Raw genomic sequence first — 15,612 nt, 5'->3', positions numbered from 1 at the left:
GATGACCGTTCTCGTGACCGGCGGCGCCGGCTATATCGGATCGCACATGGTGTGGCGCCTGCTCGACCAGGGCGAGGAGGTGGTCGTGCTCGACCGGCTGTCGACCGGGTTTCACTGGGCGGTGCCGGCGGAAGCCGAGCTCGTCGTCGGTGACATCGCCAACCAGGAACTGGTGGAGTCCACGATCAAGCGGCGCAATGTCGATGCGATCATCCATTTCGCAGGCTCGATCGTCGTGCCGGATTCTGTCGCCGATCCGCTTGGCTATTACCAGAACAACACGGTCAAATCGCGCGCGCTGATCGAAAGCGCGGTGCGCTCGGCCGTGCCGCATTTCATCTTATCCTCGACCGCTGCCGTCTACGGCACGCCCGCCGCCTCGCCGGTGAGGGAAAGCGCCGAACTGAAGCCGGAATCGCCCTACGGCACCTCCAAGCTGATGACTGAGATCATGCTGCGTGACACGGCCGCCGCGCATGAACTGGGCTATACGGTTCTGCGCTATTTCAACGTCGCGGGCGCCGATCCGGGCCTGCGGACAGGACAGTCGACCAAGGGCGCGACGCATCTGATAAAGGTTGCGGCGGAAGCGGCGACCGGCAAACGCGCAGGAATGGACGTCTACGGCACCGACTATCCGACGCCGGATGGGACCTGCGTGCGCGACTACATTCATGTCAGCGACCTTGTCGACGCCCATGCGCTTGCGCTTGCGCGCCTGCGGGCAGGCGGCGGGAACCTGACGGCCAATTGCGGCTATGGCACGGGCTATTCGGTGTTTGAGGTGATCGACGCGGTCAAGCGCGTGGTCGGCCGCGACTTCGAGGTCCGCACCGGCCCGCGCCGCGCCGGCGATGCCGTTTCCATCGTTGCCGACCCCTCACGCGCCAACGCCGAGCTAGGCTGGCAGCCAAGCCACGCCGACCTCGAAACCATCGTCGCCCACGCGGTGCAGTGGGAAGAGCATCTGCGCCACCTCAACGTCGCCTAGGAACCGCCCCTAAGCGGCCTGAAAATGGCAGTCTTTTCCGCTTCCGGTGCTCACTTACCGAATGCCCGCTCCGCTCCGATTTTCAAAGCCTGCCATTTTCGGCTCACGCAGCTTGCGATTGGGGCGATGCGTCTGGAATTATCTGCTAGGACCGACGAAGGGACGCGCGAGACTGGCGGGCGCTGAATGAAGATGGACTATGGCGAGGCACTGACGCAGCTCGAACCTTTGGCGCTGGCCGCGGGACGGATCGTGATGGATGCCTATAACGGCGGCTGCGCGGTCGAGACCAAGAGAGACGACAGCCCGGTGACCTGGGCCGACCGCGAGGCCGAGCGCATCATTCTGGAAGGCCTGCGGCGCGATTTTCCACACATTCCGATCGTCGCCGAGGAAGAGGTGAGCGCGGGTCTGATGCCCGCCGAGCTCGGAAGCATGTTCTTCCTCGTCGATCCGCTCGACGGCACGCGTGAATTCGTCAACCGCTCGGAGGACTTCACCGTCAATATCGGGCTCGTCGTCGATGGCGAGCCGGTCCTCGGCGTTGTCTATGCGCCGGCGCGCCATCAGCTCTATCTCGGTCGGCCGGGCCGATGCGAGATGGCGCGCACGACCGATAGGCACGAGATCGCTGGGCGGCGCGAAACCCGCACGCAAAGGCCGGGACCGACGCCGCTGGTGGTGGCCAGCCGCTCGCACCGCACGATCGAGACGAACGACTATCTGGCAAAGCTGCCGCAGGCCGAGATCGTGTCGGTCGGCTCATCGCTCAAATTCTGCCTGATCGCGAGCGGCAATGCGGATTTCTACCCGCGCTTCGGGCCGACGATGCAATGGGACACGGCGGCGGGCGACGCGGTGTTGCGCGCTGCGGGCGGGCGCACGCGCACGCTCGACGGCGAGGCGCTGAGGTATGGCTGCTTCGGCAAGCCGGAGGCGGCTGCGTTTGCCAATCCGTGGTTCATCTCGGATTGTGGGGTGGATCTGGAGGGGTAAGGGCCGGGTGGTTTTTGCGAAGGGGACCCCCACCCCTTAATCCCTCCCCACAAGGGGGAGGGAGGGCATACGCGTCGCGATCTGACAGTCAGCCTTGCACCCGGATTGAAGGAAGAATGCGACGCTGACGAATCCCCTCCCCCTTGTGGGGAGGATAGAGGGTGGGGGTCCGATGGAAAGAGTCGGCTTGCTCAAGCCGGCCACTTCTCTACTCCGCGTTGCGCTTGACGAAATTGCGGATCGACTGGATGATCTTGTCCTGATCGGCTTCCGACAGATAGGGGTGCATCGGAAGGCAGAGGATGCGCGACGACAGGCCCTCGGAAACCGGCAGGCCGGCAGGCGTGCGGGGGAAGTGCTTGTAGGCGGCCTGCAGGTGGAGCGGCTTCACGTAGTAGATGACCGAAGGAATGCCGTCTGACTGGAGATGCGCCTTGAGGCCGTCGCGGGCCGAATGCTCGATGGCGAACTGTGCCCAGGCCGAACGGTTGCCCTCCGGCAGATGCGGGACCTTGACGACATCGCCGAGCGCATCGTTGTAGCGACGCGCGATGCGGTCGCGCGCTTCCATCTCGTCTTCGAGGATGGCGAGCTTTTCGATCAGGATCGAGGCCTGGATCGTGTCGAGGCGCGAGTTCACGCCGATATGGACGTTGTCGTATTGCGTCTCGCCCTTGCCGTGGAACGCGAAGGAGCGAAGCTTCTCGGCGAAGGCCGCGTCGTTGGTGAACATCGCGCCGCCGTCGCCATAGCAGCCAAGCGGCTTGGCGGGATAGAAGCTGGTCGAGCCGACATGGCCGAACGCGCCGCATTTCGTCCCGTTCCGGATGCCGCCGATCGACTGCGCGGCGTCTTCGATGACGAGGAGGTTTTCGCGTTTGGCAATGGCGTCGATCGCATCGTAATCGGCGGCAAGGCCAAAGAGGTCGACCGGGATGATCGCCTTCGGCGTCAGGCGTCCTTCGGATTTCACCATGCCGATCGCGGCTTCGAGGCTGGCGATGTCGATATTGTAGGTGTCGGGATCGACGTCGACGAAGATCGGCTCGGCCTTGGCGAGCGCGACGACTTCGGCCGTCGCGGCGAAGGTGAAGCTCGGCACGAAGACCGCGTCGCCCGGCCCGATGCCGGAGGCGTAGAGCGGCAGGAGAAGCGCGTCGGTGCCGTTGGCGCAGGCGACCACGTGATCGACGCCGACATAATCGGCCAGCCGCTGCTCGAATTCGCCGACCTCGGGGCCGAGAATGTAGCGCCCCTCGGCGACGACCTTGTCGATGGCGGTCTTGAGACGGTCGGCAATGCGGTCGCGCTGGGCGCCGAGATCGATGAACTGCATGGACGTGGTCAATCCGAACTTGCCGGATGGCGGCTTGGTGCCGATTTGCGGCAGAGCATCCGGGAGGTGGCTGGGGCGCCTGGATTCGAACCAGGGAATGGCGGTACCAAAAACCGCTGCCTTACCGCTTGGCTACGCCCCATTGCGAGCGGATGTGTGAATATCGTGCCGACCCCTGCAGGTAAAGCGCAAAATCAGCCGCCGCAGGTGACGGAACTGAAACCGCTATGCGTCGGTTTGGAGCGCGCGGCAGCAGCGCCTTGATGCTGGCAATTCAAGCCGAAAGCGGGCAAAAGGCGGGACCGGACCAATGGAGACTGAACTTTCATGATCGCCATCATCGAGACCACCCCCTTCGACGACCAGAAGCCGGGGACTTCGGGATTGCGCAAGAAGGTGCCCGTCTTCCAGCAGCCGAACTATGTCGAAAACTTCGTTCAGTCGATTTTCGATTCGCTGGCCGGCTATCGCGGCCAGACGCTGGTGCTTGGAGGCGATGGGCGGTTCTACAACCGCGAAGTCATCCAGATAGTTATCAAGATGGCGCTGGCCAACGGGTTCGGTCGCGTCATCGTCGGGCGGAGCGGCATCCTGTCGACGCCGGCCGTCTCGCAACTGATCCGAAAGAACGAGGCGTTTGGCGGCATCGTTCTATCGGCAAGCCACAACCCGGGCGGGCCGACGGAAGATTTCGGCATCAAGTACAATGCCGGCAATGGCGGGCCGGCGACTGAGAAATTGACCAACGCGATCCACGAGCGCTCGAAGGTGATCGACCGCTACGCGATCGCGCAGGTCGGCGACGTGGAGATCGACGCGGTCGGATCGAGCGAGATCGGCGGCATGACGGTGGAGGTGGTCGATCCGGTCGCCGACTATGCCGCGCTGATGGAGACGCTGTTCGACTTCGACGCGATCCGCGCCTATTTCGCGTCGGGTTTCACGATGGCGTTCGATGCCATGCACGCGGTGACCGGGCCCTATGCGGTGGAGATCCTCGAAAGAAGGCTCAGCGCGGCGAAGGGCACGGCGCGCAACGCGGTGCCTTTGGAAGATTTCGGCAGGCATCACCCGGACCCCAATCTGGTCCATGCCAAGGAACTTTACGACCTGATGATGTCGCCCGATGCGCCCGATTTCGGCGCGGCGTCGGACGGCGATGGCGATCGCAACCTGATCATCGGCAAGGGCATGTTCGTTACGCCTTCCGATTCACTGGCCGTTCTGGCGGCGAACATGCATCTGGCGCCCGGCTATGCGAACGGGCCGGTGGGAATCGCGCGCTCCATGCCGACGAGCGCAGCGGCCGACGAGGTGGCCACGGCTCTCGGCATCGAACTCTACGAGACGCCGACGGGCTGGAAGTTCTTCGGCTCCCTGCTCGACGCCGGCAAGGTGACCATCTGCGGCGAGGAAAGCGCCGGCACGGGCTCCGACCATGTGCGCGAGAAGGACGGGCTGTGGGCCGTGCTGCTCTGGCTCAACATCCTTGCTGCGCGCAAGGAAAGCGTCGCCGATATCATGCGCGGGCACTGGGCGCGGTTCGGACGCAACTATTACTCGCGGCACGACTACGAGGCGGTCGACGCGGGCGCGGCCAATGCGCTGATGGACGATCTGCGCGGGCGGCTCGACCAGCTCTCCGGCCAGATCTTCGCGGGCCTCGCCGTCGCGCAGGCCGACGACTTCGCCTATCGCGACCCGGTCGACCAATCGGTGACGGAAAAGCAGGGCATCCGCATCCTCTTCGAGGGCGGCTCGCGCGTCGTCTTCCGCCTGTCGGGCACCGGCACGGAAGGGGCGACGCTACGCGTTTATATCGAACGCTTCGAGCCGGCCGGCGGCCGCCTCGACCTCGACACGCAGGACGCGCTGGCGGACCTGATAAAGGCGGCCGAGGCAATCGCGGGCATTCGCAAGCGGACGGGCCGGGATGCGCCGACCGTGATCACCTAGCTCACTGAACCAGCACCGGACGGCCGCAGTCGACGTGGTGGACGCGGATGTCGGCTTCGCCGAGCGAGATGCCGAGGGCGGCGAGGACGCCGTCGACCACGGGATCGACCGCGCCAAGCGTGTTGCCGACGAGGCCGCCGAGCGACCCGGTGATGCCGGACGGGATGCCCAGGCCGAGGCCGAGCGGTTTGACCTCCAGCCTGAGGTTGGACAGGAGCGAGCCCGAGAGGGTCTGGAGCGTGTTGCGCGTCCGCACGGTCTTGACGGTTTCAGCGGAGATGTCGGTGGCGGTGAACTGGAGCGTGTCGGCCGCCATGTTGGTTGCTGCCGCATGGGCGCGGCCATTGACGGTCAGCAAGATCGGCACATGCAGGAGCCGCGCGTCGCTGAGCCGCGGCAGGCGGCTGAAATCGTGCATGCGCGCCGTATCGGCATCGGCAAGGTGCAGTTCGACGATGCCGGGCCTGGCTTCGACGCTGGCGCGGGCGCTGTCCGGACGGCCAGTCGGGCAGGAGGCCGATTGCAGCTTGGCTTCGCCATAGGCGACATCGACGAAGAGCGGCACATGAACGCCGACGCCCAGCAGCGGGCCGATGCGCGCATCGAGGCGGATGCGCGTCTGGACCGTGCGCACGATGGTGCCGGCCGGGCCGAGCGCGAACCAGGACTTGCCCTGCGGCGGCTCGCCGATCGCGACGGTGGCCGTCAGGTCGAGAAGGCCAGGGATCGAGCCGCCGAGGTCCAGCGCGACCTGATTGGCGCCGTTGGCAAGGGCTGCGGCCGCGTTGAGAAGCTGGACGGCGCCGACGCCGGCATCGAGACCGGTGGAAACGCCATCAATGCGCACGACCTCCAGCATGCCCGGATCGAGAAGCTTGCGCAGCGGCAGTTCTCGAGCCGCGGGAACGGCGTTGGCGAGGCGCTGAAGGACTGTGCGGGAGGCAAGGCCGACGCCGGGCGTCTGTGAGAGCGCGCGCAGGACATCGCGCATGGCGACGTCCGCGCTCAGCAGCTCGTCATAGGTGGCGGCGGTCAACTTCGCCTGGACGCCGAGCGCTTCGGAAAAAGCGAGAAGGTCGACATCGGTGTCGAGAATCGCGCGGTAGTCCATCGCGTTGAGGCTGATGCTGGAGCCGAGAAGCTGCGTCAGCAGCATGTTGGCGATGCCGCCCTCCAGGCTTGCAAGACGCGAGCCGATGGAAAAGGACGCCTTCGGCACCATCGATGCGACGGCGGAGGTGCGGATGACCGGGGCGTCGACCAGCGAAACGGAGAAGAACCGCGTTGCTCGGGTCTTGAGTTCGACACGCACGGCGTTGGCCGGTTCGATGCCGGGAACGAAGCGGTTGTCGGCAGGGATGTCAGGGTCAGGCGAGTAGGTGCCCGGCGTTACGGTGACCTGCCTGGTCTGTGCGTTCTTCGCTTCGGGCGCGCCCTCGACAGGTTGCGGGCCGTTGAGCGCAACGATGATGACGTCTTCCAAGCCATTGTCGGCGAAGACTGCCTCGGCGGCTTGCGCCGCGCGGGCGGGTGCGCGGGCGGCGGTCATCGCGGCGAGGTCGGTCAGGTTCTGCGCGCTGCGGCGCTCGACGAAGAAGGAGCCTGCATCGACGCCAAGCGCAGCCACGACGATCAGCACAGGGCTGACCAGCGCCGTCATGGTGGCGAAGTTGCCGCGCCGGTCGCGGGCAAGACTAAGAAGTGCGCGCCGCATCATACGCCTCCGACCCGGACGGTCGAGCGGCGCTCGATGGTGGTCGAGGGCAGGACGAGGCCGTCGAAAAGGTTCCAGATCGGCAGATGCCGCGCGTCATAGCGCAGATCGACCACGAAGCGCGAATTGTCGGACGGGCTATCCGAAACGGTGATGGCCAGCTTTTCCGGATCGACGAGGCCGTAGCCCTGCGAATGGCTGGCGATGTAGGCGAGCGCCATCTCGCGACGTTCGGCCTCGCTCAGCCCGGCGACCGACAGGCGCGCCGCCTCGGACGCAAGCTGCTGCACCGAATGCGAAGCGCCAAGATAGATGCCGAAGGCGATCATCCCGAACAGGAACATCAGATAGATAGGCGACAGGATTGCGAACTCTACCGCCGCCGTTCCCCTATTGCATGCCCACCGCGATTTCATTGGTTGTCTCCGTGCTTCGAATGCACGTCATGATTGCAATCAAATGCGAATGAATCGTCAAAATGCACGCATGAATTGTAGTGGCAGGGTTTGCGGCGCCGACGCGTCTGTGGCGCGGACGCAACGGCAGCGTTAGCTTCGTGCGCGCTTCTCACAGAATGTGTCGCGCAGTAACCATAAATCGGTCTAATTGTGAGACATGATGTTTGGCAGCGTCGAATCGCGTCACGGAGGTGAGTGGCCGGGATGATCATGCGGAAGGGAAAACGCAGGAAGCAGGCGCGGGTCTTTGCCACGCTGATCATGCTTCTCGTCGCCGCCTGGGCAACCGCTGCGCACACCGTTCCCGAATATGTGCTTTTCCGCGACCGGCTGGCGCTCGATATCCTGAAATTCGACAGCAAGCTGAAGCTCGAGCCGATCGAACTGACCGCGTCCGACGGGCTGAAGCTGCGCTCCTATTACTTTGCGCCGCAGCCCGGCAAGCCGCTGATCGTCTATTTCCCGGACCGGCTGGGTGACATCATCTACAAGCCGCGCCACCTGACGGCGATCGCGGAAGAGGGCTATGGCCTGCTCCTGACGGGCTATCGCGGCTATGGCGGCAATCCGGGGCTGCCGAGCGAGACGATGCTGTATGCCGACGCGTCGGCGATGATGGAGCGCATCGCCGTCGACGACCTCGCGCCAAGCGGCGTCATCATCTACGGCTATTCGATGGGAACGGGCGTCGCGAGCTACGTTGCCGCGCGCGCCGAGACGCTGGGCCTCGTGCTCGAGGCGCCTTTCACGACATTCGGCGACGCGGTGCGCCAGCAATTCTCGCAGGTGCCCGAATGGCTGGTGCGCACCAAATTCGACACGCGCTCGCGCATCGGCAATGTCGACGCGCCGATCCTGATCCTCGCCGGCGGCAAGGACCAGATCACACCGGCACGCTTTGCCGAGCGGCTGGCGTCGATCAACGCGGACCACGCCTCGCTGGTCGTGGTTCCGGACGGCAACCATCTGAACCTGATCCGCAAGGGCGGCGCGGCGGCGGTGCAGGGCTTCCTCGCCCGGCTAGGGGCGCCGTTGGCCGACACGCAGACCGACATGGCCTATGGCGATGCGCCGCATGTCATGCCGGCCAGCAGCGTCCACTGACCAATCACCCTCCTCGGATGGTCGAACAACCCGCATGATTGCGGGCCCGGATCAGAACTCCTTGGCGAGCGACACCTTGAAATGCCGGCCCGGCTCGGAGAAGTAGCTGCGGTTGGCGAGGGTGGGCGATGAGTTTCGCACATTGATCGCGTCGTAATATTCCCGGTCGAAGAGATTGTTGACCCCGCCGCGAATGGTGAAGCCCTCCAGTTGCTCAGGCTTCCACCATGCCGTGACGTCGACGATGCCGTAGCCCGGCGCCTTGAAGGTGGCGTCCGAATTGTCTGAGACTCCCTGGACGCCGATGAAGGTCAGATCGGTGCCCCAGTTCTCGGCAGCATAGCCGACATTGACCACGCCCTTGACCGGTGCGACCGAACCGAGCCCGGTGCCGGTGGCAAGGTTCTCGCCGCGCGCATAGGCCAGCGAGCCGCCAATGTGCAGGCCGCTGAGGAATCGCTTGTGGGCACTCAGCTCGAAACCGGAAATGCGCACACGGTCGATATTGCGAAATTCGGTGATGCCGAACGGATAGACCCTGCGGTTCTGTTCGGCGGCGAGTTCCGCATCGATGAAGTTGCGGTAGCTGTTGTGGAACAGGCTGGTGCGGAAGGAGAAGTCGTCGTCGCCGAAGCGGGCGCCGATCTCGAAGCCCTGGCTCGTTTCCGAGACGAGGTTCGCATTGCCGCGACGCAGATATGTGCCGGGTCCGCCGAAATTGCTGTAGAGCTCGCCCGATGTCGGCGCACGGAAGCCCATTGCCCACTGGCCGTAGAATTCAGTGAGCTCGTTCGGCCGGTAGCCGAGCCTGAGCTTCGGCGAAACCGCAGAATCGGAGAACGAACCGGGAAGAGCGGGGCGGGTAGCGTTACGCGCGAAAGCGTCGGTCATTTCCGGCGTGCGCTCTACCCAATCCAGGCGCGCACCCGGAGTAAGGTAGATGCCGCTGTCGCCGAAGCCGATTTCATCGTCGACGAAAAGCCCGACTTTCCTGCTGTCGATCCTCGGCTCGTCCGCCTGATTGGTGTGGAGGAAATTGCAGGCGGATTCGAAGCGCACCGAGCAGTTGTCCGTTCCAGCCGAATATTGCTCCGACGTCGATCCGGAAAGATCGAGGCCCATGACCAGGCGATGCGTCAGGCGCCCCGTGTCGAACAGCTTCTCGCCGGAACCGACAATGCCGACCGTCGTCTCGTCATAGGTGTTGAGCCGGGTGATCGGGCCGACGACGGAGACGGAGCGGAAGCCCTCATATCCCGTGCCGCGCTGCTGATCGAGCCAGTAGAGCGAGGCGGCCGCGCTATCGAAGATCCCGCCGCCATCATAGGCGTAATCGAGCGAGACCCGGTCGCGCGCGCCCTCTTCAAGCGCGGTGTAGTCACCCGGCCGGAAATTGTCGCGCGCTGTGGTTCCCTGATTGGTCCGCGAGTCGGTTTCGCGTTCGCGCCGGAAGCGCTCCGCGGTCAGGCCGATCCGGTGGCCGCCATCAAGCTCGTGCCGCAGCTTGAAGATCAGATTGTGCTGGTCGAAATCGGACGGGTTGGGAAGCGTGCGGGCGGAGCCGTACGTGTCGAGCGACCCCTTGTTCTCACGCTCGTTGCCGCGGGCATAGGAGCCCTGGAGAAGGACGGAGGTATCGCCCGCCCGGCGGGCCAGAGCCACCGATGGCCGCAAGCTGCGATCAGATCCGTCATAGGTCAGCGAGGTGAAACCGCCCCAGGAGCGTCCATTGCGGATGAGATCGTCCGGTTCGAGCGTTCGCAGGCCGAGCACGCCGCCGAGCGCCCCGGGGCCGGCCCTGCTCGAATCCGACCCGCGCACGATGTCCACGCCCGACAGCGAGGTGAAATCGAACAGATCGACGCCGCCGGATGCACCGCGCGTTGCATCGGCGAGGTACGGGACCGGAATGCCGTCGATCATCGTCAGCACGCGTGGTCCCTCCAGCCCCCTGATGTTCACCGCGCCGGTGGCGCGATTGAACCCGACGCCCGGCTCGAGACTGCGGCCCAGATCCTCGATGCTGGTGATCTGCCGGCTCTCGATCTCCGAACGCTCGACGCTGGAGGCGAGCGGCGTATCGGCGACCGGGTTGGGACTGGCCCGCCGACCACCTTGGACGATTATTTCGCGCAGCGCCGTGTAGCCGGCGTCGATCTGGTCGTCGGTCGACTGGGCGAGGACGACGCCAGCCGCAAGCGGCGTGAAGATGGTTGAACATGCAAGAAGGACGGCCATGCCGTGGCGCGCTGCCATGGTGATCTCTCGTGACTCGACTGTTTCGGGAGTTGGCTGCCGGCGAAACAGAAGTCGCGGTGGCTGTCGGCCGGGCGCGCATAGTCGCGCAACCGGCTTCGTCGGTGATAAGTTAACTTGACTTAAAAAGTCAACATTGATTCCGGCAAATTTGCGGTGCTTTCATGGCAGTCCGATTAGCGAATCCATGCCGTCCGCGCCGAGTTACCAGTGCATGCTGGTGAGGAAGATGTAGAGGAAAGAGCCGAGCGTTGCGGCAGCGATGCCGCCCAGCACCCACTCGAAAGCGGAAAGGCGCACTTGCTTCATGGGGGATTCCTCCGAGCCGAAGCGGCTCCGGTCCCCAGTGTGACAGATCGCAGCGATCATGCCATCAGAAACGGAGGGACGCGGCGGAAATCGGGAAAAGCTGCAAGACACAAAAAAGGCCGGGCTGAACCCGACCTTTACGTAGCCTGAGGAAACGTGCTGCCAGTACATCCGTGGTCAGCAATTCCGATCAGGCATATCGACGGCGTCTGAGCATGCTCGTCGCGCATCCAGGATGCGCGTGGCGCGACGCCGGCCGAATTCTATTAGACGGCCTTGAGGTTTTCGGCCGAATTCTTGCCCGAACGACGGTCCTGGACGATTTCGAACGAAATCTTCTGGCCTTCGTTGAGGCCATTCATGCCCGAACGCTCGACGGCCGAAATGTGGACGAAGACGTCGCCACCGCCCTGCTCGGGCTCAATGAAACCGAAACCCTTGGTCGAATTGAACCACTTAACGGTACCTGTAGGCATAACGATCTCCTTGGAATCGCTCGTGTAGAATTTAGCCCTGATGGGCCGTTTAGATCGATTATGGGAGGGACGTTCGTCGCAGGCGCCGTGGCGCAAAACAAATATCTTCTAGCAAGATCGATACACAGAAAGTGGGGCCGTGAGCCCAAAAAGTCAAACCTTTATTTTCTTCGCGGCCTTCTTCGGCTTCGCAGGCGCCGGTTCCTTGGCCTCAGCGGCCTCTTTTTCCATGCGCAAAAGCTGCAGGCGCGCGGTCTTCTTTTCGCGTGCAGTGACCTCGTCATCAATGATCGAGCGCGCAGCCGCCGTCGTGATGTCGGCCTTGGCGGACGGGGACGGCTTGGTCGTCTTGAAGACGGGATTGGATAGATCAGACACTTCCGGAAACACCTCTCGGTTGGAGCCGACCGAGCAGAATACCGGGTCGAATGGACGACGATGAGCCGTCATCGATACAATATAGGAGCTTTCGGGAAAAAATGCCATGCTCGGGGCTGCATGGCTGTGTGTCGATGGTCGGAGTGGCAGGATTTGAACCTGCGACCCCCTCGTCCCGAACGAGGTGCGCTACCAGGCTGCGCTACACTCCGCGACCGACGGCGGGCTTATAGCCGGGGTTGCAGAAGCCCGCAAGGGCCGGCTCAGCCATTCGCGCGAAATCGACGCGTCAATAAGGTGACGCAACGTCCCCCGTCTCGACATAGACCGACTTGACCTGGCTGTAGTGGCCGAGCGCGGCGAGCGCATTCTCGCGGCCGATGCCCGATTGCTTGACCCCGCCGAAGGGCATTTCGACCGGCGTGAGGTTGTAGGCGTTGATCCAGCAGGTGCCGGCCTGCAACTGGCCGACGACGCGGTGGCCGCGCGAAAGATCGGCGGTGAAGACGCCGGCGGCGAGGCCAAATGGCGTATCGTTTGCGCGGCCGATCACCTCGTCCTCGCTGGAAAAGCGCAGCACGCTCATCACCGGGCCGAAGATCTCCTCGCGCGCAATGCGCATCTGGTCGGTGACGTCGGCGAAGACGGTCGGCTCGATGAAGTTGCCGTTCTCGAATCCCTGCATCGTGGGTGCACCACCACCGGTGAGGAGGCGGGCGCCATCCTCGTCGCGGCCGATGCGGATGTATTCCATCACCTTGTCGAATTGGGCCCGGCTCGCCATCGGTCCCATCTGGGTATCCATGGCGAGCGGATCGCCGAGGCGGATGGTCTTGGCGCGCTGGGCGAGACGGTCGAGAAAGCGGTCGTAGACGCCGTCCTGAACGAAGACGCGCGTGCCGTTGGAGCAGACCTGGCCGGTGGAATAGAAGTTGCCCAGCATCGCGCCGCCGATGGCGTTTTCCAGATGCGCGTCGTCGAAGACGATGAGCGGCGACTTTCCGCCCAGTTCCATCGTCGCGTGCTTCATGTGCTCGCCCGCGAGGGCCATCACCTTCTTGCCGGTCGGCACCGAGCCGGTGAGCGAGACCTTGTCGACATGCTCGTGGGAAACGAGGGCGGCGCCGACATCGCCGTAACCTTGCACGACGTTGAAGAGGCCGGCGGGAAGACCCGCCTCGATGTAAAGTTCGGCGAGCGCAAGGGCGGAGAGGGGCGTCGTTTCGGACGGCTTGAACACCATCGCGTTGCCCATTGCGAGGGCCGGGGCGGACTTCCATGCCGCGATCTGGATCGGATAGTTCCACGCGCCGATGCCGACGCACACGCCGAGCGGCTCGCGGCGCGTATAGGCGAAGGGACCCCCGAGTTCGATGTATTCGCCGTTGAAGCCGGTAACGACCGAGCCGAGATATTCGAGCGCGTCGGCGGCCGACGAGGCGTCGGCGACCAGCGTTTCCTGAATGGGCTTGCCGGTGTCGAGCGTCTCGAGGCGCGACAGCTCCTCGTTGCGGGCGCGCAGGAGATCGGCCGCCTTGCGCAGGATGCGCCCGCGCTCGATCGGCTTGAGGCGCGCCCATTCGCCCTGCGCCGAGCGGGCCGCTTCGACCGCCAGCTCGACGATGTTGGAGGTCGCGGCGTGAAGCTTCGCGATCACCTCGCCGGTGGCGGGGTAGATCACCTCGATCTCGCGTCCGCCGTCGTCCTCGACGAAGCGGCCGTTGATGAAATGTGAGGCTTCTGGCTGGGCTTTCACACCGTTCTCCTTGTGTTGGTCAGTTCTGCTCCACCGAGACACCGCTCTCATCGAGGCGGATCTCGACGCCGTCCGGTTGGCTTTCCTCGCGATAGACATAGATGCCGAGGCCGATGACGACGACGGCGAGCGCTCCGACGAGCATGTAGAGCTGGTTCTTTTGCATATCTGGTTGCCTTGAGACGCATGATTGCGATCTCGTCGGCATACTGCGGTTTCGCGCTCGCGCCTAGCGGTCGGACGTCTCCCATCGCGGGTTGATCCAGGGTTCCTGATTGGAAGGGCTGAGAGGCTGGCGGCCAAGGATATGGTCCGCCGCCTTCTCGCCCACCATGATCGACGGCGCGTTGAGATTGCCGTTGGTGATGCGCGGGAAGATGGACGAATCGGCGACGCGAAGGCCTTCGACGCCGATCACGCGGCACTCGGGGTCGACCACCGCGTTCGGATCGTCTGCGCGGCCCATCCGGCAGGTGCCGCAGGGATGGTAGGCGCTTTCGGCATGGTCGCGGATGAAAGCATCGAGCGCCTCGTCGGACGTCACATCGGCGCCGGGCGAGATTTCCCTGCCGCGAAACTCGTCGAAGGCGGCCTGGCCGAAGATCTCGCGCGTCAGCCGGATGCAGTGGCGAAAGTCAGACCAGTCATCGGGATGCGACATGTAGTTGAAGCGGATGACCGGCTTTTCGTACGGGTCGGGCGAGCGCAGGCTCACCGAGCCGCGGGACTTGGACCGCATCGGCCCGACATGGGCCTGGAAGCCATGCGACTTCGCCGCTGCCTTGCCATCATATCGGATCGCGACGGGCAGGAAATGATACTGGATGTCGGGATAGTCGACGCCGGGCTTCGAGCGCAGGAAGGCTGCCGCCTCGAAATGGTTCGACGCGCCAAGCCCCGACTTGAAGAACAGCCATTCGGCGCCGATCAGCGCCTTGGAGAAGAGGTTGAGCTTGGAATAGAGCGTGATCGGCTTCGTGGATTCCTGCTGGATGTAGAGTTCCATGTGATCCTGCAGGTTCGCGCCGACGCCGGGCCGGTCTGCGACGACCTTGATGCCGTGCTGCGTCAAATGCGCGGCCGGGCCGATGCCGGACAGCATCAAAAGCTTGGGCGAGTTGATCGACGAGGCGGCGAGGATCACCTCCCGCTTCGCCCGGACGAAGCGGATCTGCCGGCGCGCCTCGAATTCGACGCCGGTTGCCCGCTGATTCTCGATGACCACGCGGCGCACGAAGCCACTGACCAGGCTGACGTTCGGGTGCTTGAGGGCAGGGCGCAGATAGGCGTTGGCGGTGGACCAGCGGCGGCCGAGATGGATGGTTTGCTCCATCGCGCCGAAGCCCTCCTGCTTGGAGCCGTTGTAGTCCTGGGTGGTTTCGAAACCAGCCTGCTGGCCGGCCTCGACGAAGGCGGCGTAGAGCGGGTTGCGGCGCGGGCCGCGCTTGACGTGCATTGGCCCGTCGGTGCCGCGCCAGCCTTCCTCGCCGCCATGCGAGGTTTCCATGCGCTTGAAGTAGGGCAGGACGTCGGCATAGGCCCAGCCGGCCGCGCCTTCGTCGGCCCAATGGTCGAAATCGCGCGCATGGCCGCGCACATAGACCATGCCGTTGATCGAGGATGAGCCGCCCAGAACCTTGCCGCGCGGCGTGGCGAGTTTGCGTCCGCCCAGATGCGTCTCCGCCTCGCTTTCGAAGCCCCAGTCGTAAAGGTTCATGTTCATCGGGAAGGAGAGCGCGGCCGGCATCTGGATGAAGGGTCCGATGTCGGTGCCTCCATATTCGATGACGATGACGGAGTTCTTGCCGTCCTCGGACAGGCGGTAGGCCATGGCGGCGCCGGCGGACCCCGAACCCACGATGACGTAATCGGCTTCAAGCAT

At 64.3% G+C, this 15,612-nt stretch carries 13 protein-coding genes and 2 tRNA genes; 4 read left to right on the top strand and 11 right to left on the bottom strand.

Annotated elements, in window-relative coordinates; all coding sequences use genetic code 11:
* The first annotated feature begins 1 nt into the window (after nt 1).
* Nucleotides 2-991, top strand: coding sequence for a UDP-glucose 4-epimerase GalE (galE, locus tag GTK01_RS03420; protein ID WP_252924453.1), 990 nt, complete (start codon nt 2-4; stop codon nt 989-991).
* Between the two features lie 186 nt (nt 992-1,177).
* The gene (cysQ, locus tag GTK01_RS03415) at nt 1,178-1,987 is read left to right on the top strand and encodes a 3'(2'),5'-bisphosphate nucleotidase CysQ (protein WP_252924452.1); all 810 of its coding nucleotides are present in this window, start codon (nt 1,178-1,180) and stop codon (nt 1,985-1,987) included.
* Between the two features lie 208 nt (nt 1,988-2,195).
* Here cysQ and GTK01_RS03410 read toward each other — a convergent pair whose 3' ends face one another.
* Together GTK01_RS03410 and GTK01_RS03405 are read right to left on the bottom strand one after the other, a co-directional pair.
* A complete protein-coding gene (locus tag GTK01_RS03410; RefSeq protein ID WP_252924451.1) occupies nt 2,196-3,323 on the bottom strand; it encodes a DegT/DnrJ/EryC1/StrS aminotransferase family protein in 1,128 nt (375 codons plus the stop codon).
* A gap of 67 nt (nt 3,324-3,390) precedes the next feature.
* Nucleotides 3,391-3,465: transfer RNA gene (locus GTK01_RS03405), tRNA-Gln, on the bottom strand.
* Between the two features lie 185 nt (nt 3,466-3,650).
* Here GTK01_RS03405 and GTK01_RS03400 point away from each other — a divergent pair.
* On the top strand, nt 3,651-5,279 hold the full coding sequence (locus GTK01_RS03400) for an alpha-D-glucose phosphate-specific phosphoglucomutase (RefSeq protein ID WP_252924450.1): 1,629 nt from the start codon (nt 3,651-3,653) through the stop codon (nt 5,277-5,279).
* A gap of 1 nt (nt 5,280) precedes the next feature.
* Here GTK01_RS03400 and GTK01_RS03395 read toward each other — a convergent pair whose 3' ends face one another.
* A complete protein-coding gene (locus GTK01_RS03395) occupies nt 5,281-6,993 on the bottom strand; it encodes a TadG family pilus assembly protein (protein WP_252924449.1) in 1,713 nt (570 codons plus the stop codon).
* Nucleotides 6,993-7,409, bottom strand: coding sequence for a TadE/TadG family type IV pilus assembly protein (locus GTK01_RS03390; protein ID WP_252924448.1), 417 nt, complete (start codon nt 7,407-7,409; stop codon nt 6,993-6,995). Before GTK01_RS03390 ends, GTK01_RS03395 begins: the two co-directional genes overlap by 1 nt.
* 252 nt (nt 7,410-7,661) lie before the next feature.
* Between GTK01_RS03390 and GTK01_RS03385 the strand changes: the two genes are divergently transcribed.
* Nucleotides 7,662-8,555 carry an alpha/beta hydrolase gene (locus tag GTK01_RS03385; protein ID WP_252924447.1) on the top strand — a complete coding sequence of 298 codons (894 nt, stop codon included), beginning with the start codon at nt 7,662-7,664 and terminating at the stop codon, nt 8,553-8,555.
* Between the two features lie 51 nt (nt 8,556-8,606).
* Here GTK01_RS03385 and GTK01_RS03380 read toward each other — a convergent pair whose 3' ends face one another.
* The 7 genes from GTK01_RS03380 to betA all read right to left on the bottom strand — a co-directional run bounded on the left by GTK01_RS03380 (nt 8,607) and on the right by betA (nt 15,612).
* A complete protein-coding gene (locus GTK01_RS03380; RefSeq protein ID WP_252924446.1) occupies nt 8,607-10,811 on the bottom strand; it encodes a TonB-dependent hemoglobin/transferrin/lactoferrin family receptor in 2,205 nt (734 codons plus the stop codon).
* A 575-nt stretch (nt 10,812-11,386) separates the two neighbouring features.
* Complete coding sequence (locus GTK01_RS03375) at nt 11,387-11,596, bottom strand: cold-shock protein (RefSeq protein ID WP_252924445.1); 210 nt, start codon at nt 11,594-11,596, stop codon at nt 11,387-11,389.
* A 153-nt stretch (nt 11,597-11,749) separates the two neighbouring features.
* The gene (locus GTK01_RS03370; protein ID WP_252924444.1) at nt 11,750-12,082 is read right to left on the bottom strand and encodes a hypothetical protein; all 333 of its coding nucleotides are present in this window, start codon (nt 12,080-12,082) and stop codon (nt 11,750-11,752) included.
* 27 nt (nt 12,083-12,109) lie between these two features.
* A tRNA-Pro gene (locus GTK01_RS03365) sits at nt 12,110-12,186 on the bottom strand.
* Nucleotides 12,187-12,263: 77 nt separating this feature from the next.
* Entirely contained in the window at nt 12,264-13,730 is a 1,467-nt protein-coding gene (gene betB / locus GTK01_RS03360) for a betaine-aldehyde dehydrogenase (protein WP_252924443.1), read from the bottom strand.
* Between the two features lie 19 nt (nt 13,731-13,749).
* Entirely contained in the window at nt 13,750-13,896 is a 147-nt protein-coding gene (locus GTK01_RS03355) for a hypothetical protein (protein WP_252924442.1), read from the bottom strand.
* A 63-nt stretch (nt 13,897-13,959) separates the two neighbouring features.
* On the bottom strand, nt 13,960-15,612 hold the full coding sequence (gene betA / locus GTK01_RS03350; protein WP_252924788.1) for a choline dehydrogenase: 1,653 nt from the start codon (nt 15,610-15,612) through the stop codon (nt 13,960-13,962).

The organism is Aliihoeflea sp. 40Bstr573, from assembly GCF_024105655.1.
Taxonomy (GTDB): Bacteria; Pseudomonadota; Alphaproteobacteria; order Rhizobiales; family Rhizobiaceae; genus Aliihoeflea.
Note: the sequence above shows the minus strand (reverse complement) of the source record. Positions and strands in the feature narration are given on the sequence as shown.

Excerpts from the sequence above, each read along its gene's own strand:
- GTK01_RS03400 (WP_252924450.1), top strand. The coding sequence starts at position 3,651 with ATGATCGCCATCATCGAGACCACCCCCTTCGACGACCAGAAGCCGGGG.
- GTK01_RS03390 (WP_252924448.1), bottom strand. The coding sequence starts at position 7,409 with ATGAAATCGCGGTGGGCATGCAATAGGGGAACGGCGGCGGTAGAGTTC.
- betA (WP_252924788.1), bottom strand. The coding sequence starts at position 15,612 with ATGCTTGAAGCCGATTACGTCATCGTGGGTTCGGGGTCCGCCGGCGCC.
- GTK01_RS03355 (WP_252924442.1), bottom strand. The coding sequence starts at position 13,896 with ATGCAAAAGAACCAGCTCTACATGCTCGTCGGAGCGCTCGCCGTCGTC.
- GTK01_RS03375 (WP_252924445.1), bottom strand. The coding sequence starts at position 11,596 with ATGCCTACAGGTACCGTTAAGTGGTTCAATTCGACCAAGGGTTTCGGT.
- GTK01_RS03395 (WP_252924449.1), bottom strand. The coding sequence starts at position 6,993 with ATGCGGCGCGCACTTCTTAGTCTTGCCCGCGACCGGCGCGGCAACTTC.
- GTK01_RS03370 (WP_252924444.1), bottom strand. The coding sequence starts at position 12,082 with ATGGCATTTTTTCCCGAAAGCTCCTATATTGTATCGATGACGGCTCAT.
- GTK01_RS03410 (WP_252924451.1), bottom strand. The coding sequence starts at position 3,323 with ATGCAGTTCATCGATCTCGGCGCCCAGCGCGACCGCATTGCCGACCGT.
- cysQ (WP_252924452.1), top strand. The coding sequence starts at position 1,178 with ATGAAGATGGACTATGGCGAGGCACTGACGCAGCTCGAACCTTTGGCG.
- galE (WP_252924453.1), top strand. The coding sequence starts at position 2 with ATGACCGTTCTCGTGACCGGCGGCGCCGGCTATATCGGATCGCACATG.
- GTK01_RS03380 (WP_252924446.1), bottom strand. The coding sequence starts at position 10,811 with ATGGCAGCGCGCCACGGCATGGCCGTCCTTCTTGCATGTTCAACCATC.
- GTK01_RS03385 (WP_252924447.1), top strand. The coding sequence starts at position 7,662 with ATGCGGAAGGGAAAACGCAGGAAGCAGGCGCGGGTCTTTGCCACGCTG.